The sequence below is a fragment of the Microbispora sp. GKU 823 genome (genome assembly GCF_002027145.1).
Classification (GTDB): domain Bacteria; phylum Actinomycetota; class Actinomycetes; order Streptosporangiales; family Streptosporangiaceae; genus Microbispora; species Microbispora siamensis.
In genome coordinates this window covers 1-22,666 of the sequence record NZ_MWJN01000088.1, presented here as the reverse complement: position 1 = coordinate 22,666, position 22,666 = coordinate 1, and the positions used below count along the sequence as shown (strand labels likewise).

General features: G+C 72.3%; 19 protein-coding genes and 2 pseudogenes. 12 read left to right on the top strand and 9 right to left on the bottom strand.

Annotation, left to right across the window (positions count from 1 at the left end; genetic code table 11):
* The first annotated feature begins 38 nt into the window (after nt 1-38).
* Complete coding sequence (locus B1L11_RS33455; RefSeq protein ID WP_079319350.1) at nt 39-356, top strand: DUF4235 domain-containing protein; 318 nt, start codon at nt 39-41, stop codon at nt 354-356.
* Here B1L11_RS33455 and B1L11_RS33450 read toward each other — a convergent pair.
* From B1L11_RS33450 to B1L11_RS33430, 5 genes are all read right to left on the bottom strand, one after another.
* Entirely contained in the window at nt 346-1,743 is a 1,398-nt protein-coding gene (locus B1L11_RS33450; RefSeq protein WP_079319349.1) for a trehalose-6-phosphate synthase, read from the bottom strand. The genes B1L11_RS33455 and B1L11_RS33450 overlap by 11 nt on opposite strands.
* Nucleotides 1,744-2,011: 268 nt before the next feature.
* Nucleotides 2,012-2,731, bottom strand: coding sequence for a hypothetical protein (locus B1L11_RS33445; RefSeq protein WP_143737735.1), 720 nt, complete (start codon nt 2,729-2,731; stop codon nt 2,012-2,014).
* A gap of 52 nt (nt 2,732-2,783) precedes the next feature.
* Complete coding sequence (locus tag B1L11_RS33440) at nt 2,784-3,083, bottom strand: DUF4193 domain-containing protein (protein WP_030505490.1); 300 nt, start codon at nt 3,081-3,083, stop codon at nt 2,784-2,786.
* A 259-nt stretch (nt 3,084-3,342) separates the two neighbouring features.
* Nucleotides 3,343-4,797, bottom strand: a complete 1,455-nt coding sequence (locus B1L11_RS33435) for a cell wall metabolism sensor histidine kinase WalK (protein WP_256863109.1) — start codon at nt 4,795-4,797, stop codon at nt 3,343-3,345.
* Between the two features lie 36 nt (nt 4,798-4,833).
* Nucleotides 4,834-5,487, bottom strand: coding sequence for a response regulator transcription factor (locus tag B1L11_RS33430; protein WP_079319347.1), 654 nt, complete (start codon nt 5,485-5,487; stop codon nt 4,834-4,836).
* Nucleotides 5,488-5,728: 241 nt separating this feature from the next.
* On the opposite strand from B1L11_RS33430, the gene B1L11_RS47345 reads away from it, so the two are divergent.
* Together B1L11_RS47345 and B1L11_RS33425 are read left to right on the top strand one after the other, a co-directional pair.
* Complete coding sequence (locus tag B1L11_RS47345) at nt 5,729-5,893, top strand: hypothetical protein (RefSeq protein WP_179155445.1); 165 nt, start codon at nt 5,729-5,731, stop codon at nt 5,891-5,893.
* 160 nt (nt 5,894-6,053) lie between these two features.
* The gene (locus tag B1L11_RS33425) at nt 6,054-6,341 is read left to right on the top strand and encodes a DUF2795 domain-containing protein (protein ID WP_079319346.1); all 288 of its coding nucleotides are present in this window, start codon (nt 6,054-6,056) and stop codon (nt 6,339-6,341) included.
* Nucleotides 6,342-6,597: 256 nt separating this feature from the next.
* Here the strand turns inward: B1L11_RS33425 and B1L11_RS33420 are convergent, their stop codons facing one another.
* Together B1L11_RS33420 and B1L11_RS33415 are read right to left on the bottom strand one after the other, a co-directional pair.
* Nucleotides 6,598-7,419: an inositol monophosphatase family protein gene (locus tag B1L11_RS33420; protein ID WP_079319345.1), complete on the bottom strand. Its 822-nt coding sequence runs from the start codon at nt 7,417-7,419 to the stop codon at nt 6,598-6,600.
* Between the two features lie 112 nt (nt 7,420-7,531).
* The gene (locus tag B1L11_RS33415) at nt 7,532-9,475 is read right to left on the bottom strand and encodes a prolyl oligopeptidase family serine peptidase (RefSeq protein WP_079319344.1); all 1,944 of its coding nucleotides are present in this window, start codon (nt 9,473-9,475) and stop codon (nt 7,532-7,534) included.
* 116 nt (nt 9,476-9,591) lie between these two features.
* Between B1L11_RS33415 and B1L11_RS33410 the strand changes: the two are divergent.
* Nucleotides 9,592-10,577: pseudogene (locus tag B1L11_RS33410) on the top strand (ferrochelatase).
* 54 nt (nt 10,578-10,631) lie between these two features.
* On the opposite strand, the gene B1L11_RS33405 reads toward B1L11_RS33410, so the two are convergent.
* Entirely contained in the window at nt 10,632-11,792 is a 1,161-nt protein-coding gene (locus B1L11_RS33405; protein ID WP_256863108.1) for a lytic transglycosylase domain-containing protein, read from the bottom strand.
* A 232-nt stretch (nt 11,793-12,024) separates the two neighbouring features.
* Between B1L11_RS33405 and B1L11_RS33400 the strand changes: the two genes are divergently transcribed.
* The 6 genes from B1L11_RS33400 (at nt 12,025) to B1L11_RS33375 (ending at nt 20,453) form a co-directional block, all read left to right on the top strand.
* Nucleotides 12,025-13,272, top strand: coding sequence for an MFS transporter (locus B1L11_RS33400; RefSeq protein ID WP_079319343.1), 1,248 nt, complete (start codon nt 12,025-12,027; stop codon nt 13,270-13,272).
* Nucleotides 13,273-13,315: 43 nt separating this feature from the next.
* Nucleotides 13,316-14,608 (top strand): D-arabinono-1,4-lactone oxidase, encoded by a 1,293-nt coding sequence (locus B1L11_RS33395; protein WP_079319342.1) that lies wholly within the window; start codon nt 13,316-13,318, stop codon nt 14,606-14,608.
* Nucleotides 14,609-15,105: 497 nt separating this feature from the next.
* Nucleotides 15,106-17,988: a septation protein SepH gene (gene sepH, locus B1L11_RS52560; protein WP_256863107.1), complete on the top strand. Its 2,883-nt coding sequence runs from the start codon at nt 15,106-15,108 to the stop codon at nt 17,986-17,988.
* A gap of 61 nt (nt 17,989-18,049) precedes the next feature.
* Nucleotides 18,050-18,301: a hypothetical protein gene (locus tag B1L11_RS33385; RefSeq protein ID WP_143737734.1), complete on the top strand. Its 252-nt coding sequence runs from the start codon at nt 18,050-18,052 to the stop codon at nt 18,299-18,301.
* A gap of 45 nt (nt 18,302-18,346) precedes the next feature.
* A complete protein-coding gene (locus B1L11_RS33380) occupies nt 18,347-19,474 on the top strand; it encodes an XRE family transcriptional regulator (protein WP_079319340.1) in 1,128 nt (375 codons plus the stop codon).
* Nucleotides 19,475-19,631: 157 nt separating this feature from the next.
* Nucleotides 19,632-20,453, top strand: a complete 822-nt coding sequence (locus tag B1L11_RS33375; protein ID WP_079319339.1) for an SAM-dependent methyltransferase — start codon at nt 19,632-19,634, stop codon at nt 20,451-20,453.
* 37 nt (nt 20,454-20,490) lie between these two features.
* Here the strand turns inward: B1L11_RS33375 and B1L11_RS54270 are convergent, their stop codons facing one another.
* Nucleotides 20,491-20,961, bottom strand: a complete 471-nt coding sequence (locus B1L11_RS54270) for a hypothetical protein (RefSeq protein ID WP_218671475.1) — start codon at nt 20,959-20,961, stop codon at nt 20,491-20,493.
* Nucleotides 20,962-21,439: 478 nt separating this feature from the next.
* Between B1L11_RS54270 and B1L11_RS33365 the strand changes: the two genes are divergently transcribed.
* Both B1L11_RS33365 and B1L11_RS33360 read left to right on the top strand, forming a co-directional pair.
* A complete protein-coding gene (locus B1L11_RS33365) occupies nt 21,440-21,985 on the top strand; it encodes a YbhB/YbcL family Raf kinase inhibitor-like protein (protein ID WP_079319338.1) in 546 nt (181 codons plus the stop codon).
* A gap of 183 nt (nt 21,986-22,168) precedes the next feature.
* Nucleotides 22,169-22,666: pseudogene (locus B1L11_RS33360) on the top strand (hypothetical protein); the annotation flags it as partial.

Here is a 22,666-nt window from a genome sequence, read left to right as displayed (position 1 = left end):
CCGCGGGGAGACACTAAGGTCGTTATCGAGGAGGAATCATGGCGGACATGGCTCGGGAGGCCAAGCGCGAACTCGGCGCGACGGACAAGCCCGACATGCAGTGGCGGATCGTCGGCGGCCTGCTCGGCCTGGCGGTGGGCTTCTGCTCGCGCAAGGTGCTGTCGTTCGCGTGGGAGAAGGCGACCGGCAAGAAGCCGCCGGCGAGCGCCGACTCCCCCGACATCGGGCTCGGCGAGGCGATCGCGTACGCCGTGGTGATGGGCCTGGGCATGGAGATCACGCGGATCGTGATCACGCGGTCGGCGGCGAAGAAGTGGCGCTCCTGGAAGGACGCCGCCCGGGACCTCACTCCGTAGGAGCGACGGGTTCCCCGGACTCCAGGGCCGTGAGGAAGTCGCTGGCCCACCTGTCCACGTCGTAGGTCGCGACCCTGCGCCTGAGCGAGCGCATCCGGCGCGCCAGCTCGTGCGGGGTCGCCCGCATCGCCGCCAGCATCGTCCGCTTCATGCCGTCGATGTCGTACGGGTTGACCATGTAGGCCTGGCGCAGCTCGTCGGCCGCCCCGGCGAACTCGCTCAGCACGAGCGCCCCGCGCAGGTCGTGGCGGCAGGCGACGTACTCCTTGGCGACGAGGTTCATGCCGTCGCGCAGCGGCGTGACGACCATGACGTCGGCCGCGCAGTAGAGCGCCGCCAGCTCCTCCTTGTTGTACGACTGGTGGAGGTAGGAGATCGGCATGCGGCCGAGCACGCCGTGCTCGCCGTTGATGCGGCCCACCCGCAGCTCGATGTCGTTGCGCAGCCGGATGTACTCGGCGACCCGCTCGCGGGTGGGCGTGGCGACCTGCACGAAGACCGCCTCGTCCGGCTTGATCGCGCCGTCGTCGAGCAGCTCGCCGAACGCCTTGAGCCGCTGGCCGATGCCCTTGGTGTAGTCGAGGCGGTCGACGCCGAGCAGCACGTGCTCGGGATCGCCCAGCTCGGCGCGGATCTCCTTGGCCCGCTGCTGGACGCGCGGCTCGCGGACGAGCTGGTCCAGCTCGCCGACGTCGACGGAGATCGGGAACGACTCGGCGCGGACCGTCCGGTCGTCGAGCTGGATCTCGTTGCGGAGGTACTGCACGCCGAGCAGGCGGCGGCACAGGCGCAGGAAGTTGGCGGCGCCGCCCGGCCGCTGGAAGCCGACGAGATCGGCCCCGAGCAGTCCTTCGAGGATCTCGTTGCGCCAGGGCAGCTGGTAGAACAGCTCGCCCGGCGGGAACGGGATGTGCAGGAAGAACCCGATCTTCAGGTCGGGCCGCAGCTTGCGCAGCATCGCGGGCACGAGCTGGAGCTGGTAGTCCTGCACCCAGACGACCGCGCCGGGCGCGGCGGCGTCCGCGGCCGCGCGGGCGAAGCGGTCGTTGACCGCCCGGTACGCGTCCCAGAGCACGCGGGAGTAGACGGGCGTGGCGACCACGTCGTGATAGAGCGGCCACAGGGTGGCGTTGGAGAAGCCCTCGTAGTACAGCTCGACCTCGAGCTGGGACAGCGGGATGGGGATCAGGTGCATCCCGTCGTGGTCGAAGGGCTTCAGCTCCTCTCCCGCCGCCCCGGTCCAGCCGAGCCAGGCCCCGTCACGGCGTTGCATGACGGGCGCGATGGCGGTCACGAGCCCGCCCGGGCTGCGCCGCCATTCGTTCTCGCCCACGCGATCGACCGGCAGCCGGTTCGCGACGATCAGAAAAGAGCTGGTGCCACGCATGAATCCCCTCCAGGTGGTCGCCTGTGACCACCATACGGAAAGTCACCAGTGACCCCCATACCCGTAAGAACGTGCACAATCCACGCCTAAGGCTGTGAGAATGATCTCATGCAGCTCATACGGGGTCGGCAAGAGGTTTAGACCAATCGGTGACACTTCCCTATCTGGAAGATCAGGACGGCCGGAGAGTGCCGATTGGGACGGGCGCCAGGATCGCGGCGCTTCACCCGCAGACCGAGACCGGAGGATCAGCCGGGGGGCAGGGGCGTCAGCCGGGGGGCAGAGCGCGCTGACGGCGCAGATCCGCGCGTACGGCGGCGGCGAGTTTCCTGGTGGCGGCCCGGTTCAGCGCGCCGCCGGCCACGGCGCCGGTGAGGAACGGGCCGAGCGTGGTGAGGTGGCGGCCGAGCGTGCGCATCAGGCGGTTGCGCAGCGCGGTCTTGGCGGCGGTCCCGAGTGCGATCGTGGCCGAACCGGGGGCGAGGGGGTTGACGCCCCGCTGCTTCGACCAGGCGAGCGCGAACGCGGTCGCCCTCTGGGCGCCGGTGCCGGGGACCTCCACGCCGTACACCTCGTGCAGTTCGGCGAGGAGCTTCACTTCGATGGCCGCGACGACCAGCGTCTCGGCCACGATCTGGGCGGGTGCGGACAGCAGGAGCGGCGGGGCGGCGAACTCGGCCGCGGCGAGCGCTCCGCCGACCGCGCCGACCGCCGTCGTCGCCTTGGCGGCGGTGCGGACGAGATCGTCGGCGAGCTGCTCGCCGGTGAGCCCGTAGTGGTGTTCCCGCAGCGTCTCGTAGTCCCTGATCGGTAACCGCGGGGCGATGTTCATGAAGACGTCGGCCAGCCATCGCCCCCGGCCGACTCCCCGTTCTCGTGCCTTCCTGGCGGACCTTGCCAAGGCCCCGCTGAGGCGGCCGAGCAGCCGACGCCGCTCGGCCCCGTCCGTCTCCTCAGGGGCGACGAGTTTGCCGACAAGGTCGGCCACCTCGTTGTTTGATTCATCCGCTGCTGAAGTCACGGACCCTCCCAAGGGTCTCCTAGGCGGCGCACTCGCGGCAGACCTGCTGGCCGTTCTTCTCCGAGGCCAGCTGGCTGCGGTGGTGCACCAGGAAGCACCGCGAGCAGGTGAATTCGTCGGCCTGCCGAGGAATCACCCGCAGCGAGAGCTCCTCGTTCGACAGATCCGCCCCCGGCAACTCCAGCGACTCGGCCAGATCGGTCTCGTCGATGTCGATGCTGCCCGACGACTTGTCACTCCTACGCGCCTGGAGTTCCTGAAGGCTGTCCTCGTTGAGATCGTCGTCGGTCTTACGCGGGCTGTCGTAGTCGGTAGCCATCTGCTACTCCATCCCCCTCATCTATCTGCCTGCGCCTGTGTCGCGCGTGGATAACGCTCGGAAGGCCGGTGTTGTGCCCGCGGGGGCCGGTAAATTGTGCATTCGGTACCCGCTTGAACGAACACTGAACCTTCCGACACGCGAGGGGCGTCCCGCCGGGGGCTGCGGTTAGCCAAATATGGCGAAAACCACAGTATCGGCGGTATCCCCCACCGCGTTCGACGGCACATCCAACCACATGTGCGGCGCGCACGCTCCATCAGCGCGCCGACTGCGGCGTCCCCGGAGATGCCCCGGCTCCGGACAGACGCACCGTCACCACGAGACCGCCCCCGTCGCGGGGGACGGCGGCGACCGTTCCGCCGTGCGCGCGGACGATCGCGCGCACGATGGACAGGCCGAGACCCGCGCCCTTGGCGGACTGAACCCGGTCGGCATTCAGGCGCCGGAACGGCTCGAACAGGCTCTCCACCTCGTACGCGGGAACGTGCGGTCCCGTGTTCGCGACCTGAACAACCGCACCCCCGTCCACAATTCCCGTCCGGACCCATACTTTTCCGGACTCGCCGAGATTGTGCTTGATGCCGTTCTCGACGAGGTTGGAGACACAGCGTTCTATGAGCACGGGGTCGCCCGTCGTGGCCGCCGGGTGGAGGTCGTGCTCGACGGTGACACCCTCTTCCCCGGCGAAGGGGGCCAGTTGCTCCACGGCCGTCCTGGCGACCTCCTGGACGTCCACGGGCTTGCGCACCGACAGCTCGCGCTCGCTGCGGGCGAGCAGCAGCAGGCCCTCGATCAGCCGCTCGTTGCGTGCGGTGGTGCCCAGGAGCGTGCGCCCGAGCACCTTGAGGTCGTCCGACGCCTCGGGATCGGACAGGGCCACCTCCAGCACCGTGCGGTTGATCGCCAGCGGCGTCCGCAGCTCGTGGGAGGCGTTGTCCACGAACCTCCGCTGCGCGTCGAAGGCGGTGTTGAGCCGGGTGAGCATCGCGTCGAAGGTGTCGGCCAGCTCCTTCAGCTCGTCGGCCGGGCCCTGGAGGTCGATGCGCTCGTGGGCGAGCGAGGTCTCCGACAGCTTCCGTGCGGTCGCCGTCATCTTGCTGACGGGCCGCAGCGCCCGGTCCGCCACGACGTATCCCAGCATCAGCGCCAGGATCCCGACGCCCGCCAGCGCCAGCAGCGCCCGCTTCAGCAGCTCGGCCCGCGCCACCGCGGTGACCTCCGCCTGCGACTGGGCGAACTGGTGGTTGACCTCGTCGATCCACTCCTGCGGCACGCTCCCGCGCGGGAAGATGATCTGCGGCGCGCTCTGCCAGCCGATGTCGATCGCCTGGCCGATCAGCACGTACATGACCATCACCAGCAGCGCGCCGGCGACGAAGACCAGCGCGGCGTACGTGAGGGTCAGGCGCCAGCGGATGCTGACGCGGTTCTGCAGCGACCTGATCTCGTTGAGCAGGTTGCCCCGCTGCACGGGGTGGGCGACCAGGGGCGGCGGGCCGTCCCAGGCGGGCGGCCCGCTGGGCGGCGGCGGCACCTGGCTGCGGTAGGGACCGGTGCCCATCGGGTTCGACATCCGGCGGGTGGGAGCCGCCGGAGCCTGGCCGCCGGCCGGAGCCGCCACGTCCGGCGAGGTCGTGGCGGCGTCCGATTCGCCGGGCGGCGGGAGGATCCGGGGCGTCCCCCTCTCGGAGACGTCACGCGGTTCGGTCACAGGGCCCCCTCCCCCGGGACGTGGCGGCGCGGGTCGTCACAGCCGGTACCCGACACCGGGCACGGTCTCGATGACCGGCGGATCGCCCAGCTTCTTGCGCAAGGTCATCATGGTCACCCTGACCACGTTGGTGAACGGGTCGATGTTCTCGTCCCACGCCTTGTCGAGCAGGTCCTCCTGGCTGACGACGGCGCCCTCGGCCCGCATCAGCTCCTCCAGCACCGCGAACTCCTTCTTGGTGAGGTGGACCTCGACCCCGTCCCTCGTCACCTGGCGCCTGCCGGGGTCGAGCCGGACGCCGGCGCGTTCGAGCACGGGCGGCAGCGGCGGCGCGGACCTGCGGCCGAGCGCGCGCACCCGGGCCACGAGTTCCATGAACACGAACGGCTTGGCCAGGTAGTCGTCGGCGCCCAGCTCCAGGCCCTCGACCTTGTCGTCCACGTCGCCCGCGGCCGTGAGCATGATGATCCGCGAGGCCGACCGCTGGGCGACCAGGCGGCGGGCCACCTCGTCGCCGTGCACCTTGGGCAGGTCGCGGTCGAGCACGATCACGTCGTAGTCGATGTAACCGGTCTTCTCCAAGGCGGCGGCGCCGTCGTAGGCGACGTCCACGGCCATCGCCTCCCGGCGGAGTCCGGTGGCGATCGCGTCCGCGAGCACCCGCTCGTCCTCCACCACAAGCACGCGCATCAAGTCCTCCTAGCTGGTACGACGCCCCTCATTGTGGCCATATTCGACGTAAGCCGCCGGTAAGCGGTTCCGGCGCTCTACGTGACGTAGAGCACAGAAATTCACAGGTTTGCGGTCGGTCCGGACATGGGTAAGGCCCCGGACACCCTCCATTGTCGTGTGCCGGGGAAGGGCGCGCCTCTCCGCAGGATCCGTGCCGGAGCCCCCGTGACACGTTTCGCCCCCTGAGAAAGAAGGTGAGATGGGCGAGTTCACGACCACGATCGAAACCAGGCTCGACCAGGCCTACAAGGGTCTTGAAGAGGCCACCACGAGCGGGGACGACTTCCTCGCCGACACCCTCACCGCCGAGATCGAGGACCTGCACCGCCTCGCCGAGGATCACGGCATTTCCATCCAGCGCTGACCGGAACCGACACTGACGAGGGGGCCCGCCGAACGGTGGGCCCCCTCGCCTGTCTGTGCATCGGGCGAAGCCGGCGGGAACTCCACGCGAATTCACGGCGACCACGAGGTGCAGAGCCGTCGTCTCCGCAGCGTCACCCAAGCACGAGAGGTGGATCGCCATGGAACAGGGCGGCATCGAACGCGGCCGGCCGGGCCAGGAGCACGAGCCGGGCTCGCCGGAGGGCCTGAGCAGGCAGGAGGTGGACAGCCGCAGCGATCTCGCGCGGTGGATCAGCGGGACGCACGTCTTCCCGGCGAGCCGGCAGGACCTGCTGGCCCGCGCCGAGTCCGAGTCTGCACCGGACGGGGTGCTGTCCGCCCTGCGTGCGCTGCCGGACCGCACCTTCGCCAACGTCGAGGACGTCGCACGGGAGTTCGGCCTCGGCGGCAGGAGCCAACGCGACTGAACGGCACAGCGCAACGCGACTGACGGCACAGCACAGCGCGACGGAACAGCAGAGAGCAGCGCCGGTCCTCAAGCGGGCACTCGGGCGCGGTGCTTGGCGCTTGGTGCTGCGGCGCGGTGCTCGGACGCGGTGCTGCGGCGGTCAAGCAACAGGAGACAGCGCGGCTGGTCGGACGGTCATCCGCTGGACCGGGCGGGCCCGCCCCCTCCATCGCCCGTTGGGTACGCGGGCGAGGAGGGGCGGCCGAGCGGGCGCGTCAGTCGCGCTCGGGGTCGAGGGGGACGAGCAGGTCGTGCAGTTCCTCGAAGAGCCCCGGGGCCGCGCACAGCGCCATGTCGGGGCTGACCGGCCTGCCGTTCAGGCCGCCGATGCGGGCCCCGGCCTCCACGGCGATCAGGCCCGCCGCCGCGTGGTCCCAGTAGTTGGCGCCGCGCTCGTAGTAGGCGTCGACCCGGCCCGCGGCGACCGAGCAGAGGTCGACCGCGCACGAGCCGCCGCGCCGGATGTCCCTGACCTGCGGCACCACCTGCGCCAGCACCTCGGCCTGCACCCGGCGCCGCCCGGCCGCGTAGCCGAACCCGGTGGCGACGAGGGCCTTGGCCAGCGGGACGCCGGTGTTGCAGCGCAGCCGCTCGCCCCTCAGCCAGGCGCCGCCGCCCTTCGACGCGGTGAACAACTCGCCGCGGGGCACGTTGTGCACCGCTCCGGCGACGATCTCGCCGTCCACCTCGACGCCGATGCTGACCGCCCAGTCCGGCAGGCCGTACAGGAAGTTGACCGTGCCGTCGATGGGGTCGACGACCCACCGGACGCCGCCCTCGCCGGGGGTGTCGCCGCCCTCCTCGCCGAGGATCGCGTCGTGCGGCCTGACCTCGGCGATCCTGCCGCGGATCAGTTCCTCCGCGGCCCGGTCGAGCGCGGTGACGACGTCGGTGGGGCTCGACTTGGTGGCGAGCACCTCGGGCCGCGCGGGCCGCTTGGCGAGGAGCATCTGGCCGGCCTCCTCCGCTATGCCGGTCGCCAGCTCCAGCAGCTCCTCCACCCGCGTGCGGTCATGCCGATGCTCCCGCTCGTCCATCCTGGCCTGCCCCCTCCTCGTACGTGCTCACAACGAAGCGGCCGGCGCCCGGCACGGGCGTCGGCCGCACGGATGACATCCTCCCAAACCAGGATGTACCGCCGTTCAACGGTCAGCTCAGGGACGGCGGCCTGGTCCACTTCTCGCCCAGGACGTGCTGCGCGAGGAAGGCCAGGACGGTCTCGTACCAGGCGATCGCGTTGCCGGGTTTGAGCACCCAGTGGTTCTCGTCCGGGAAGTAGAGGAACTTCGACTCGACCCCCGAGCGCTGCAGGTCCCACCACAGCCGCAGGCCCTCGCCGATCGGCACGCGGTAGTCCTTGTCGCCGTGGATCACCAGCATCGGCGTCCTGATCTCCCCGAGCCACCGGTGAGGCGACAGCCGGGCGTAGCGGGCGGACCCGAGGACGCCGAACTCGCGCTGCCAGAAGTTGGCGCCGTCGGTGGTGCCGGCGAACTGGTCCAGGTTCCACAGCGACGCGTGCGTCACGATGGCCCGGAACCTGTCGGTGTGCCCGGCGACCCAGTTCGCCATGTAGCCGCCGAACGAGCCGCCCATCGCCGCCGTCCGCTGCTCGTCGATCTCCGGCCGCTTGAGGCACTCGTCCGTGATCGCCATGAGGTCGGCGTGGGTCACCGGCCCCCAGTCGCCCCAGCCCCGCTGGATCATGTCCTGGCCGTACCCCGTGGACATGCAGGGGTCGGGCAACAGCACGGCATAGCCGTGCCTGGCCATGATCCAGGGGTTCCAGCGCCAGCTCCAGTCGTTCCAGCTGGACACCGGGCCGCCGTGGATCCACAGCAGGAACGGTGCCGGGTCCTCGGCGGTCGCGTCCGCGGGGACGACCAGCCAGCCCCGGATCTCGGTCCCGTCCTCGGCCGTCGCGGTCACCTCGGTCAGCGTGCCGGGCAGTTCGAGCGGCGGCGTGGGCGAGGGCAGCGTGGTGACCGACCCGTCGGCGGCGACGCGCACCGGCCGCGGCGGCGAGTCGATCGCGCCGCGCAGGGCGTAGACCGAACCGTCGGAGGCCGGGCACAGCTCGGCGTACGCGCCGTCGTCCGAGGTCAGCCTGGTGACCGCGCCGTCCAGGGTGGCGCGGAAGATCGGCCTGCGGCCCTGGTGGTCGGCGGCGAAGAACAGCTCCCGCGAGGAGGGCGCCCACGCGACCGAGGCGGGGAAGACCTCCCCGGCGACCGCGCGGCCTTCACCGGTGGCCAGGTCGATCACCCACAGGTCGAGCGCGATCGGCGTCTCCTCGGTGCCGTGCCGCTCCCGCAGGCAGGCGACCCGCCGCCCGTCGGGCGACACCTTCACCGGCCCGACGAAGTCGTGCCCCTCGGACGTCGCGAGCGTGCGCCGCGACCCGTCCGCCACGTCGATCACGACCAGATCCGTACGGACCTCCCCGTTCGGCAGGAACACCTGCCAGCTGCTGACCACCGACGAGCCGTCGGGTGTCAGGTCGAAGGAGGCGTCGCGCAGCCCGCCGCCCGGCCCGGGCGTGAGGTCGCGCACGTCCTCCAGGCCCTCGCGTACGGCACGGCCGGCGAAGAACCGGGTCTCCGCAGGGCCGAGGTCGTGGTCCCAGTAGCGCACCGGGTAGCCCTCGTGCAGGATCGCGCCGACCCCGGCCTCCTCGCGGGCCTTGCGGCGCTCCTCCTCGGTGGCGGCGTCGCCGGGCAGCACCTCGGAGGTGTAGACGACCGTGCCGCCGGCCGCCCGTACGCCGCCGATCCCACCGGGGCGGGTGGCGACGCGCACCGGCTCGCCGCGCTCGGGCAGCAGCCACAGGGCGGCCGTGTCGCCGCCGCTCTCCTTCACCGTCTCGTCGGGCCGCCGGGAGACGAAGAACAGGGTCCCGTCGGGGGCGAACTCGGCCCCCGCCTCCCCCTTCGCCGACCGGGTCAGCCGACGGGGCTCGCCTCCGGGGTCCTGGGGGATCTCCCACAGCGCGGTGCCGTACGACTTGCCGTCGGGGTTGAGCGACTGGACCACGGACACGAGCCGGGTCCCGTCGGGCGACAGCCGCAGGGCGTTCACGCGCGGCAGGGCCATGTATTCGCGGATGTCCGGAAATTGGCTCACCGCTCGAACCTACTCGCTGACGCACCACCGCCCAAGCCAAATAGGCGCGGACGGAACCGTCGTACCGTCCGCGTAAGGTGTGGCGCATGGGGAGCACCAACGGATACGACGCCCTGCTCGTCGTCTCCTTCGGCGGGCCGGAGAAGCCCGAGGACGTCATGCCGTTCCTGGAGAACGTCGTGCGCGGCCGGGGCGTGCCGCGCGAGCGGCTGCTGGAGGTCGAGGCGCACTACCAGGGGTTCGGCGGGGTCAGCCCGATCAACCAGCAGTGCCGCGACCTGATCGCCGCGCTCGACGTGGACCTGCCGGTATACTGGGGCAACCGCAACTGGCACCCGTTCCTCGAGGACACGGTCCGGCGGATGAAGGAGGACGGCGTCCGCAAGGCGGCGGCCTTCGTCACCGCGGCCTACAGTTCCTACTCGAGCTGCCGGCAGTATCTCGACGACATCGCCCGTGCCCGCGCCGCCGTCCCCGGCGCCCCCGAGATCGTCAAGCTCCGCCACTACTACGACCACCCCGGGTTCATCGCGGCGATGGCCGACCACACCCGCGAGGCCCTCGACCGGCTGCCGCCGACGCCCGCGAGCAGGCCCGCCTCGTGTTCACCGCGCACAGCATCCCCGTCTCCATGGCCCGCACGGCGGGGCCGGCGGGGGGCGCGTACGAGGCCCAGCTCAGGCGAGCCGCCGAACTGGTGACCGCACACGTGGAAGAGGGCCGGGCCTGGGACCTGGTCTGGCAGAGCCGCAGCGGCCCGCCGCAGGTGCCCTGGCTGGAGCCCGACGTCTGCGACCACCTGGAGGCGCTGCACGCCGAGGGCGTGCGGTCGGCCGTCCTGGTGCCCATCGGTTTCGTCTCCGACCACATGGAGGTCGTCTACGACCTCGACGTGGAGGCCGCGGACACGGCCGAGAAGCTCGGCATGGCCCTCACCAGGGCCTCGACCGCGGGCACCCACCCGCGGTTCGTGTCGATGGTGGCCGAACTGCTCGCCGAGCCCGAGCCCGCGCCGTGCGCGGCCACCTGCTGCCCGGCGCCCGTACGGCCCGCCGCCCGGCCGGGACAGTAGCGGTAACGGCACCGTAGACGGCGCGGCAGGACCCGCCGTCGCGTGCCTTCCTTGTCAGGAGGCGTACGCGCGGGCGTACGCCTCCGCGAGCGACAGGACCTTGTTCACGTAGTCCCAGGAGTGGTTGTAGAACCACACGGCCTTCCTGAGCTTGTCGCCGCCTGCGCCGGCCCCGTTGGCGCACAGGTATTTGGCCGCCGACGGCACCGCGTCGTAGGGGCTCCAGATGTCCGCCTCGCCGTCGCCGTCGCCGTCCACGCCGTACGCCTTCCAGGTGGCGGGCATGAACTGCATCGGCCCGAGCGCCCCCGCGGACGAGGGGCCGTTGTTGCGGCCGTGGCTGCTCTCCACCTGGCCGATTGCGGCGAGGACGGTCCAGGAGAGGCCGGGGCAGACGGTGGCGGACCGCTGGTAGAGGTCCAGGTAGCTCGTCGGCCGTCCCACCAGGGCCTGCCCCGGCGTGGCCGTGGCCCGCGGCCGGACGGCGGCCTGGCCGACCCGCACGACCTGCGCGCCCTTGCCGAGCAGGCGCGCGACCGCCTTGTCGCTCACCTTGCCCGGGTCGCCGTGCACGAGCACCACGACACCGCTGGGAAAGCCGAGCCTGCGGCCCAGGTCCTGGCTGACCAGGCCGTCCACGCCGGGCAGCCCGAGCGAGGCCGAGGCCGCGACGCGCAGCCTGGGGCCCCGGTCGATCTGATACTCCGCGCCGAGCACCATGCCGAGACGTTTGATCGTGGCCGCGTCGGCGACCATCTCACCCCGCGCGAGCGCGCTCCACACCTCCGGATGGCCGGCCACGTTCTTCGGCGTCCACGAGCGGAACGTGGCCGGGTCGACCGCGAGCAGCCGCAGGGCCGTGCCGGACACGCGCACCGCGCCGCCGTCGGCGACCGCCACCTTCTGCACGTGCCGCAGCTTGGCGATCTTCAACAGGGTGCGCTGCGGCACCCGCTTCGGGGAGATCGCCAGGAGGTGCGGCAGCGTGACCTGCACGCCGGGCCCGCCGACGACGGGCGCGCTCGACGGCAGCGTGCGGTCGGGCATGAGGCTTCCCGCCGTCGCCCGCGCGGCCGGAAGGGGGTTGTCCGCCCGCGTCCGGTCCGTCTCCGCCCGGCCGCCGCCGGCCGCCAGCGCGCCGTCACCCGGCCAGGTGACCAGGAAGGCGGTGCCCGCGGCGATGACGCTGAGGATCACGACAGCGAGGCCGGTCACGATCGGGCGGAGCCGCGTGGAGGCGGAAGAAGTGGACGACCTCAACCTCAGCCCCTCCACCCCCGACGCGGAAAAATCACTTGCCTCATGATATGCGGGTAGGCGATGGTCAAACCGGAGACAAACGCCGTCCGCGTGTCCCGGGGCCTCCCGGGACCGCCGCCGCTGTCGAACGGCCGGCCCGGACACACACGCACACAGTGCCGAACACAGTGCCGAAGGGGAACACAACATGGTCGGGCCGTACCGCGGGCTGTTCGGCACGCCCGGAGTCAAGGGCTTCGTCATCGCGGGCTTCGTCGGGCGGGCGCCCATGTCGATGCTCGGCATCGGCGTCATCCTGCTGATCACCGCCATCACCGGGTCGTACGCGAAGGCGGGGGCCGTGGCGGCGACCCTCTCGATCGCGGTCGCCGTGGCCGGGCCCCTCTCCGGGCGGCTGGTGGACCGGTTCGGCCAGGCGCGGGTGCTGGTCCCGCTGGTACTGCTGCACGGCTGCTCGCTCACCGCCCTGATGCTGTGCGCGCACGCCAGCGCGAACGATTCGGTACCCGAGTGGACGCTGTACGCCGCCGGCGCGGCGTCCGGGGCCACCGGGATCTCGCTCGGCTCGATGGTCAGGGCCCGCTGGTCGCACGTGCTCGACGACCCCGCCAAGCTGCACACCGCGTTCTCGTTCGAGTCCGTGGCCGACGAGGTGATCTTCGTCGGCGGGCCCGCCTTCGTGACCGCCCTCACGATCGCGATCAACCCCTACGCGGGCCTGATCGCCGCGATCGCGCTGACCGTGTCGGGCACGCTGGCGTTCGCCTCGCTCCGCGGCACAGAACCGCCCGCCGTACGGCACCGGGGGGCGGCCGGGTCCCCCATCGCGATCCCGGGCGTGGCGCTGCTGTCGGCGGTCTTCCTGGCCATGGGCGCGGTGTTCGGTTCTGTCGACATCATCACCGTGGCCTTCGCCGAGGAGCACGGCAGCAAGGGCGCCGCCGGGCTGCTGCTCGCCGCGATCGCGTGCGGCAGCGCGATCTCCGGCCTGTGGTACGGCTCGCGGCAGTGGAAGATCAGCCTGCGCGCCCGGTTCGTCCGGGGGCTCACGCTGTTCGCCGCCGGGCTCACGCCGGTGCTGCTCATGCGCGACGTGCGGGTCATGGCGCTGGCGCTCTTCGTCGCCGGGTTGTCCATCTCCCCCACCCTGATCACCGGGTTCTCGCTGGTGGAACGCCTGGTCCCGGCGGCCCAGCTCAACGAGGGCATGGCGTGGATCACCACCTCGATCAACCTCGGCGTGGCCGTGGGCTCCTGGGCGGGCGGACGGCTGACCGACCTGTTCGGCGCGTCCAACGCGTACGGCTTCTCCTACGCCTGCGCGCTGCTCGCGGCCGTCGTGGGCTCGCCGGCTCGGCACTGGTCCGGGTGCGTCACCAGCACACCAGCTGAGACCGAGCCTTGCCCCGTAGGCAGCGGGGTGATTCATGAGTAGTGTTCATGTTCACCCCGGAGCAGGTGCCGGGGCGAGGAGGAGCATGGACGCCTTCGTCAACTGGGCGCGCAACCAGTCGGTCACCCCCGCGGAGGTCCGCGCCCCCGCGTCGGCGGCCGAGGTCGCCGACGCCGTACGGGACGCCGCGAGGACGGGCCGGCGGGTGCGCATGACCGGCACCGGGCACTCGTTCACCGGGGTCGCGCTCACCGACGGCATCCTGCTGCGGCCCGGCGCGCTGACCGGCGTCCTCGACGCGGGCGACGGATGGGTCAAGGTCGCCGCGGGCACCCCGCTCCACGCGCTCAACGAGGAACTCCACCGGCGCGGCCTGGCGCTGGCCAACATGGGCGACATCACGGCCCAGACCGCCGCCGGGGCGATCCAGACCGGGACGCACGGCACCGGCAGGCACGTCGGCGGCCTCGCCGACCAGGTCGTGGAACTGGAGATGGTCCTCGCCGACGGCTCCGTGACGACCGTGCGCGAGGGCGACCTGTTCGACGCGGCCCGGGTGGGCCTCGGCGCGCTGGGCATCCTGACCGCCGTCACGTTCCGGGTGGAGCCCGCGTTCCTGCTGCGCAACCGGCGCGAGCCGATGGCGTTCAGCCGGATCCTCGACACGCTCGACGACCTGACGGAGGCCGACGACCACCTCGACTTCTTCTGGCTCCCCCACACCGACACCTGCCTGGTCAAGCGCAACAACCGCGACACCGGACCGGCCCGGCCGCCCGCGCCGTTCAAGCGCTGGCTCGACAACGTCTTCCTGGAGAACACGCTGTTCGGCGCCGCCTGCGCGGTCGGGGCGCGCTTCCCCGGCGCGGTGCCCGCGATCAACGGGATCTCCGGCCGGCTGCTCGGCTCGTCGGAGTGCGTCGACACCTCTTACAAGATCTTCACGTCGGTGCGCGAGGTCCGCTTCCTGGAGATGGAGTACGCCGTCCCGCGCCACCACCTCGCCCAGGCTCTGCGGGAGACGCGGGACCTCGTGGAGCGGTCGGGCTGGCCGATCACCTTCCCCCTCGAGGTGCGGGTCACGCCGCCCTCGGACGCCTGGCTGTCCACCGCGTACGGCAGGCCCTCGGCGTACGTCGCCTGCCACGTCTACCGTCAGGCGCCCAACCCCGCGTACTTCGAGGGCGTGGAGGAGATCATGGTCAGGCTGGGGGGCCGGCCCCACTGGGGCAAGCTGCACACCCGGGACGCGGACTACCTGCGTGGCGTGTATCCGAGGTTCGGCGACTTCCTCGCGCTGCGCCGCGAGATGGACCCGGACGGGCTGTTCGGCAACGATTACCTCGACCGGGTGCTCGGCGCGTCGCGGGAAGGCTGACCCCATCGCCGCGTAAAGTCCCTCTCCACGGTCCGGCGTCTTCCGCGTGTCGCGTTGCCCGCGCCGGCCCTCGGGCAGGCACATTGCGGAGCACGGGCACACCAGAGCCCGGCGCGCCACTCGAACCCGAGGGAGCAAGCAGGAATGAGACCCTCCCGCAGGTCCGGCCGCACGGCGTACGGCACGGTCACGCCGCCGTGCGCCGCGCCCGCGCCGTACGGACGGGCGGTGGGCGCGCACCACCTGAGGAGACACGACCCTCGCTCTCGCCTTGTGGGCCGGATCGGCGGCGCGGCCGCCTGTGGACTGCCGCTCCCACACGACCGACAGGTTGCGGAAAGGTGAACGCGAAAAATGTGACCGGGGTCACAACATCTGCCTCGCCCCCTGGCGAGGCGATGTTCGGACATGCCGGGTACGGTGCTGGAAGGCAACCGGCTCACGCGAGAGACTCAAGGGTCCGGGGGAAGACAGAGCACGACGACGAAGGGACTCGCATGCAGGAGCTCCGTCTCGTCGCGGTAAGTGAGGACGGAACGTACCTCGTCCTGGCGACGGCCGGGCGGGGCACGCGCTTCACGCTGCCCGTCGACGACCGGCTCCGCGCTGCGGTCCGCGGCAACTTCTCCCGTCTCGGCCAGTACGAGATCGAAGTGGAGAGCCCGTTGCGTCCCAAGGAGATCCAGGCGCGCATCCGTGCCGGCGAGACGGCGGAGGAGATCGCGGCCACCGCCGGCATTCCGGTGGAGAGAGTCCGCTGGTTCGAGGGACCGGTTCTCCAGGAGCGCGAGTACATGGCCCAGCAGGCCCAGCGGGTCTCGGTCCGGATGCCGGGCGAGACGACTCCCGGGCCCACGCTCGGCGAGCTGGTCGCCGAGCGGCTCACCCGGCGCGGCGTGCCCGCCGACGAGATCGACTGGGACTCCGCCAAGCGCGACGACAACCTGTGGCGAGTGCGGCTCGGCTTCGTCTGGAACGGTCACACCCGCCACGCCGAGTGGCTCTTCGACCCGCGCCGCCGCCACATCACCCCCAACGACGACGAGGCCATGCGCCTGTCGGCCGCCGAGTACGTCGAGCCGGAGCGGGACGACGCCACCGTGCGCCCCTTCGTGCCCCGCCTCGCGTCCAAGCTCGCCCCGGTGCCGCCGCTGCCCGAGGAGGCCTCTCCCCGCCGCGACGAGCCCGGTCTCAGCGTGCCTGCCGTACGCTCCGAGCCCGCCGCGCTCCCCGAGCCCGTGCCGCCGCCGCGGCTGAGCCCGCCGCTGCGTGCGGAGACCGGCCGGCCCGAGCGGCCCGAGCCGTACGCGGACGAGCCGGCGGCCTACCGGCCGGAGCTGACCCCGGTGCCCTTCCGGCTGCCGCAGTCGCTCATCGCCACTCCCGACGCCGTGCCCCCGCCGCCCGCCGCCGAGCCCAGGGTGGAGGACAGGCCGCGGACCGAATCCGCGGCGCAGGCCGCTCCCCCGCACACGCCCTCCGATCCGCGTACGCCCTCCGACGCCGCCCCGGTCACCGTGGGCGTTCCGGACGCTCCGGACCGGGAGACGTCCGGAGACGGCGCGCGCCGCGAGGACGGTCAGGATGCGGTGGAACGCCAGGCCGCGTCCCAGCCTGTCGCGGATGCCATCGCTCCCGCACCTGTTGCGGACAGTGCCGTCGGCGAGGCCGGCGTGCCCCGGCCCGCCGCCGTGGAGGCCGCCGGCGAGACCAACGTGGCCGGACCGGCGTCCCGCCCGCAGGAGCCTGCCGCCCCGAACCCGGCGCCCGACGCCCCCACCAGCACGACGCCGCCCAGTGGAGCGGCGGACACGCGGGAGGCCGCGCGTCCGGCGACGCCCGTGGACCGGGTGGCCGCCGAGGACGCCACGACGACCACGAGCACCACGGCGACCCCGGATTTCGCTCCGGGCTCCACTCCGGATTCCGGGACGACAGGCTCCGGGGCGACGGACGCCGTGGCCGCCGCGGCGTCCCCTCAGGACGCCCAGGGCGGCGCCTACGGCCGCGAGAGCACGGACACCGCCGCGGAGGCCACCACACCGGCCGAGCCCTCGGCCGTAGCGTCCGCGTCCCAGCCGGTCTCCGGCAGGGACACGGCGGCGGCGGCCACGGGCACGGACACGGACACGGCCGTGAACCCGGCCGAGGGCGGCGCGACGGACGAGGCGTCGCCGGCGCCTGCTGTTGCCGTCCCCGCACCCGCCCCGCCCGCGGACTCCGCGAAGGAACCCACGGCAGGCCCCGCGGCCGACGCCCCAGCGGCGAACGTGCCCGCGCCCGAGCGCCGCCCGCGGAGTCCGCCTCGGAGCCCACCGCAGCGCCTTCCGTCCCCGCCGCATCGGCGGCTCCTGCCGCTCCGGCGGCAGAGGCCGCCACGCCCCCGGCTCCGGCGCCCGCGGCGGCACAGGCCGCCCCAGCTGCCCCGGCGGCACAGGCCACGCCGCCCGCGCAGGCTCCGCGAAGCCCGCCGCCGAGGCCGCACCCGCGCCGCAGGCGCCGGCGGCCCAGGCACCGCCACCGCCCCGGCGCCCGGACGGGGGACGCCGGGAAGACGCAGCGTACGGGCGACGGGTCCAAGGACGGGGCGAAGGAGGCGCAGAAGGAGGCTCCGAAGGACGCCAAGCCCGAGACGCCCGCCCCGCCCGTGCCGAAGCCGGCTCCCCCGCGACCCCGCAAGTCGCGCGGACGCCGGGCGTCGGTGCCGACCTGGGACGAGATCATGTTCGGCGCGCGCAAGCAGGACTGACCCCACAGGACGCGGTGCCTTCGGGCGCCGCGGCGGAGCCGTCCACCGGGCGGCGTCATCACGACCCGGCGCGAGAAGGCCGGTCGGCGAGTTCACGAACTCACCGGCCGGCCTTCAGCCGTCTGTCCGGGCCATGCCTCCGTACCGAATCCCCGTTGCCCCGTCGCTCGCCCCGAGAGGCCCCTCGCGGCGTGACCAGACCGCGGGCACGTGTCCAGGGCGGTTCACGCGGAACAGCGCCGTACGGGACCGTCCGGAACAGTTCCGCACAATCATGAACCTTGTCCCGCCTTTCGTAGATCAAGGATCTTCTGTGGGCACCCCTCTTCCCGGCACCCGGCCGGGGGGCTCGGGGCCTTCCCCTAGGGAGGTTCTCCTTGCATCGACGATCACGGTGGAGGCGCGTACGCGTGATCGCGGCGGCCGCTGTCGTGACCGCCGGCACGCCTGGTCGTGCTCCCCCAGGCGGCGCACGCGGCGGTCACGGGGCCACCGCCGCAGGCGTCCGCCTTCGATCACCTGCTCTACTGGAACAGCGTCTTCCTCGACACCATCCGTAGCCTTCCCCTGGACGGCGTCGGCCCTCGGTACAGTCACGACGGGGACCCGACCCGGCCCGCGCGCGCCATGAGGTCAACGAGGTCAAGGCGTACGGCGGGGCGAAGAACCCCACCTCGCGGTCCGCCGACCACGTGATGCAGAGGTGGTTCGGGCGCAGTCTGACCTTCACCGCGTCCACCGACGACCCGAACGCCGATCCGAAGACCAGGACCTTCACGAGTTTCGAGCAGGCCGCCGAGGAGGACGCCCTCGGCCGGCTCTGGCTCGGTGTCCACTACGTCTACGTACGCGACCAGGGAAAAGAACCGAGCAGCACCTCCAGGCCCTCTGGGCGGCGAAATCCGCCGACCCGGGGGCTGCCTCGCGTCATCGATCTTTGTTAGTGTTTCGCCCGGATCGACGCCGAAGCGTGGCTTGGGGGGATCGTCGTGTCAGGGCCGTTCAGCGCGCCTCCCCATCCCGACGGCCTGACCACTCCGGCCGAATTCGTCGCCGCGCTCGGCCGTCTCCGCCAGTGGTCCGGTCTGACCTACCGGCAGCTCACGGCCGCCGCGAAGGCGTCGGGAGACGTGCTGCCCTCCAGCACGATCGCGGGCGCCCTCGGGCGCACGACCCTCCCCAGGGAGGAATTCGTGGCGGCCTTCGTACGGGCCTGCGGGCTCGGCGAGGCCGAGACGGCGCGCTGGGTGGCGCACAGGAAACGACTGGCCGCCGGCATGACGCTTCCGGCCGATCCTCCCGGCGCGACCGCCGGCCCGGACCACTCGCCCGTCCCGCCGCTGCAGCCCGGCCAGGATGACCGGCCCGATCAGGCCGGTCGCTTCGAGCCCGGCGGTCTCGACGGGCGCGAGCACGCCCTTCCTACGGACCCCGCCGCGCCGGACGAACCGGCCGGGCCGGACGGAGACACCGTACGACCGGAGACCCGGGCGCTGCGGCGGTTCGCCATGGCGGGGGCGGGCGTCGTGGTCCTGCTCCTCGCCATGGGCGCGGTCCTGGCGCAACTGCCCGTCTCCTGGGCCGGCGGCGACGCGCGGCCCTCCGCCTCCCCCGCCACCGCGACGGCCGGGAGCGGTCGCACGCCGCCCGACGGGTGGTATCACATCGTCCCGTCGCATGTCGCAGGACGGGACCTGTGCGTCGGGGAGGGACGCGAGCGCAGCAAGCGCACGGACCGGCACCTGGCCGTGCAGCGGCCCTGCCGCGATGTCGTCCCCGACACCTACCTGCACGCAGCCGGCGGCGCCCACGAGATCCAGTGGCACCATCCCGAAGAGGGCGTCGGCTGCCTCACCGTCGACGAGGCGCTGACCGGCCCGGGCGCGCTGATCGCTCCCGCGGACTGCTCCGGGGCGGCGCACCAGCGGTTCCTGCTGAAGCCCGCGGGGGCGGGGTTCGCCCTGCACCCCCTGCACAGCGAGCTGTGCGTGGGAGCGCTGTACGGCGAGGCCGACGTGGCCCCCGGCGCGGAACTCGCCCAGAAGTCCTGCACCGGGCGGCCCGACCAGGTGTTCCTCTTCCGCCCGGCGCCCGCTCCGACCTGGACACCTCGCTGACCGCACCCGCCCGGCCCACGCCTGCCACCGGTCGGCGGTCCCCGGCGCATAACCCGGTGGTCTGGGTTCCTCCCGCGAACACCGAAGAGGCGCTGCTCACACCTTCTATGATCACCAATGAATCACCGTGGAGTACTTATCGGGCGGAAGGCGACGAATGACGGAGACGGGACGCGTTCCGGCGGGTGTGAATCCGAAAGTCCCGAGCGTGGCGCGCATCTACGACTACTTCCTCGGCGGCAAGGACAACTTCGCCTCCGACCGTGAGGCGGCCGAGCAGGTCATCCGGCTCGGGCGCGAGCAGGGGTACGACATCCCCGCGCTGGCCCGCGCCAACCGCGCCTTCCTGGTGCGGGTGGTCAGGGAACTGGCCGATGCCGGCGTGCGTCAGTTCCTCGACATCGGGACCGGGCTGCCCACCCAGCAGAACGTGCACGAGGTGGCCGCGATGTTCGGCCCCGGTTCCCACACCGTCTACGTGGACAACGATCCGACGGTGCTCGTGCACGCACGCGCCATCCTCGCCAAGACGCCCAACACCCTCGTGGTGCAGGGGGACCTGAAGCATCCTGGCGAAATCCTCGCCGACGAGCGGGTCCGGGCGCACCTGGACTTCAGCCGGCCGGTGGCGATCCTCGCGCTGGCGATCCTGCACTTCTTCACCGACGACACGGAGGTGAGCCGGATCGTCTCGAGTCTTCGCGACGGGCTGCCCTCCGGCGGCTACCTCGCCATCTCCCACACCTATGTCCGGCGCTCCGACCAGCACAAGGTGGAGCAGGCGCAGTCGGTCTACGGCAAGACCTCCGCCGGGGGCTTCGTGCACCGTGGACCCGAGGAACTCGCCGCCATGCTGGACGGCATGGAGATTCTGGAGCCCGGCGTCGTCCCCGTCGAGCTCTGGCGTCCCCGCCACGACCAGTACCCGGGCGACCCCGGCAACAGCGGCTACATCGGAGTCCTGGCCCGCCGCCCCTGAGGCCTCCACCGGCGCTCTCCGTCTTCTCAGCGCGCCGTCAGCGATATCTCAGCGGCTGACGGCCCGTGTGCGCCTCCACTCTGCGGAGGGGCGCTGACACGGCGCTGAGGGTGTGACCGCCAGGCTCCGCCCGGCCTGCCCCAGGTCGCCCTCTCCGCCCGCGCTCGTGATGCCGTGCACCGCGTGGGCCGGCGCCAGCCGTACGGGGTCCGTCTCGGCCTCCTCGCAGGCCCATCTGAGGGCCGCCGACCGGTGCGAGCTCGACCAGCCAGACGCCGTCGGGCACGCGCGCGGCGATCGCCTCGGCCGATTCCACCGCCAGCCTCGTCTTGCCCGCCCCGCCCGGGCCGAGCAGCGTGACCAGGCGGCCGGCGGCGAGGAGCGCGCCGATCCTGCCGACGTCGTCGTCCCGGCCGACGAAGCTGGTCAGCCGAGCCCTCAGGTTGCCCCGGCGCACAGCGCGCGGCGGCGCCTGGTCCACCCCGACGTGCCCGATGGGTGTCGCCACCGGCGCCGGCCGGGTTCCCTCGGCGGCGGGCTCGCCCCTCAGCATCGCGAGACGGAGTTCGGCCGGCGTGGGGAGGGGTCGGCCCCGAGCCGGCCCGCGAACGTCGACCGGCCTCCTCGTAGGCGGCCAGCGCCTCGACGCGGCGGCCCGACCCGTAGAGGGCGTACGGCCGCTCCCGCAGCGGATGGGCGGTGACGAGCACCCGCTGCCCGCCGACCTCGACCGGCCGCCCGTCGCGCCGTACGTCGAGGGGGCCCAGAACGGCGAAGCCCATGCCCGCTCCCGGAGTGTCCCCCTGCATGCCTCGATTGTGGCGGATAAGGGCGCCCGGAGCCTCACACCCCACATACCGGTCCTCCGTACGTACGGATCGATTCGGGAGAACACGGAGGTCAACGGCTCGCGCGGGCCCGATCATCGGTACGGATCACCGCGATCCGGTCGGGGCACCTGTCCAATCCGCGTAGCATCATCGGGCATGGGGTCGCCGAGAAAATCAGCGGTCACGCGAGCCGCCGTCACGGTGACGGCGCTCACGCTGGCCGCGTCGGGCTGCGGAATCCTGGGCGGGGGATCGCCGAGGAACCTCGACGTCATCAGCGTGTCGAGCCCGCAGTTCCGCGACGGCGCGCCCCTGCCGGACGACTACTCCTGCAAGGGGGGGCAGGGCAACCCGCCTCTCCGCTGGTCGGGCACGTCGGGCGCCAAGTCGGTGGCCCTCGTGGTCGACGACAACAGTCCCCACAGCGGCCCGGAGGTGCACTGGGTGGTGTTCGACATCGACCCCGCGACGACCGAGCTGGGCATGAACGACGTCCCCCGAGGCGCCCGGCAGGGCATGACGTCGAGCGGGAAGGTGGGCTATGCGCCCCCGTGTCAGGCCGACGGCAGCTACCGTTTCACTGTCTACGCACTGAACGCGAAGCTCGACCTGAAGCAGGGCGCCGGCCTCGCGCAGACTCTGGGGAGCATCGCGAGTCACACGATCGCCCGTGGGCGCCTCACGGCGAACACGATCGAGTGACATGCTGAGCACCGGAGGTAGTCGTGCTACACCAATCTTCACCTAGGGTGTGACAACGGTCATTGTGGTCGAGCAGAATCGGATCCAATTGCTGAGCGCAGGTGATCAAAGGGGGCAGGTCGCGTCGATGGCCGCGCGACCTCACCGGCGCCGCAGAAAGGCCATGGCCTTGAGGGTGGTGCTATGACTGCGGTCATTTCGGGTCTTGTCGCCGTCGTGCTTCTCGTGCTGCTGGTCGTGGCGCTGGGCATGCGGTCGATGAACCGCAGGGAGAGTGCTCTCTCCGCCGAGCGCATCAAGGCGATGGCCGAGAACAAGGGTCCCAAGCCCCGCCGGCCCGCCGAGGAGACGTTCTTCGAGAGCTTCCCCAAGGGGTTCGACGCCTTCGAGGAGCCGGAGAAGCAGCGGCCGGCGCCCCGCCCGGCCCCCCGCCCCGGCGGACGGCAGGCGGCGCGGCCCGCGCAGCGCGGCGGCAAACAGCCCGCCGCCGCCCGCGGCAAGCGTGGCGTGGACGAGTGGGGCGAGGCCGACGACTACGACGACGACTACTGGTCGCGCGTACGCGCCGACGACGGCGGCTTCGGGGGGACGATCGCCGCGAGGATGGCCACCCCCCCGGCCCGGTGGACGAGACCGCGGGCGCGGCCCAGGTGGCCGACCCCCGACGCCGCGACCGTGCAG

Excerpts from the sequence above, each read along its gene's own strand:
- B1L11_RS33375 (WP_079319339.1), top strand. The coding sequence starts at position 19,632 with ATGACGGAGACGGGACGCGTTCCGGCGGGTGTGAATCCGAAAGTCCCG.
- B1L11_RS33455 (WP_079319350.1), top strand. The coding sequence starts at position 39 with ATGGCGGACATGGCTCGGGAGGCCAAGCGCGAACTCGGCGCGACGGAC.
- B1L11_RS33425 (WP_079319346.1), top strand. The coding sequence starts at position 6,054 with ATGGAACAGGGCGGCATCGAACGCGGCCGGCCGGGCCAGGAGCACGAG.
- B1L11_RS33450 (WP_079319349.1), bottom strand. The coding sequence starts at position 1,743 with ATGCGTGGCACCAGCTCTTTTCTGATCGTCGCGAACCGGCTGCCGGTC.
- B1L11_RS33440 (WP_030505490.1), bottom strand. The coding sequence starts at position 3,083 with ATGGCTACCGACTACGACAGCCCGCGTAAGACCGACGACGATCTCAAC.
- B1L11_RS33400 (WP_079319343.1), top strand. The coding sequence starts at position 12,025 with ATGGTCGGGCCGTACCGCGGGCTGTTCGGCACGCCCGGAGTCAAGGGC.
- B1L11_RS33365 (WP_079319338.1), top strand. The coding sequence starts at position 21,440 with ATGGGGTCGCCGAGAAAATCAGCGGTCACGCGAGCCGCCGTCACGGTG.
- B1L11_RS47345 (WP_179155445.1), top strand. The coding sequence starts at position 5,729 with ATGGGCGAGTTCACGACCACGATCGAAACCAGGCTCGACCAGGCCTAC.
- B1L11_RS33395 (WP_079319342.1), top strand. The coding sequence starts at position 13,316 with ATGGACGCCTTCGTCAACTGGGCGCGCAACCAGTCGGTCACCCCCGCG.
- B1L11_RS33430 (WP_079319347.1), bottom strand. The coding sequence starts at position 5,487 with ATGCGCGTGCTTGTGGTGGAGGACGAGCGGGTGCTCGCGGACGCGATC.
- B1L11_RS33420 (WP_079319345.1), bottom strand. The coding sequence starts at position 7,419 with ATGGACGAGCGGGAGCATCGGCATGACCGCACGCGGGTGGAGGAGCTG.
- B1L11_RS33415 (WP_079319344.1), bottom strand. The coding sequence starts at position 9,475 with ATGGCCCTGCCGCGCGTGAACGCCCTGCGGCTGTCGCCCGACGGGACC.
- sepH (WP_256863107.1), top strand. The coding sequence starts at position 15,106 with ATGCAGGAGCTCCGTCTCGTCGCGGTAAGTGAGGACGGAACGTACCTC.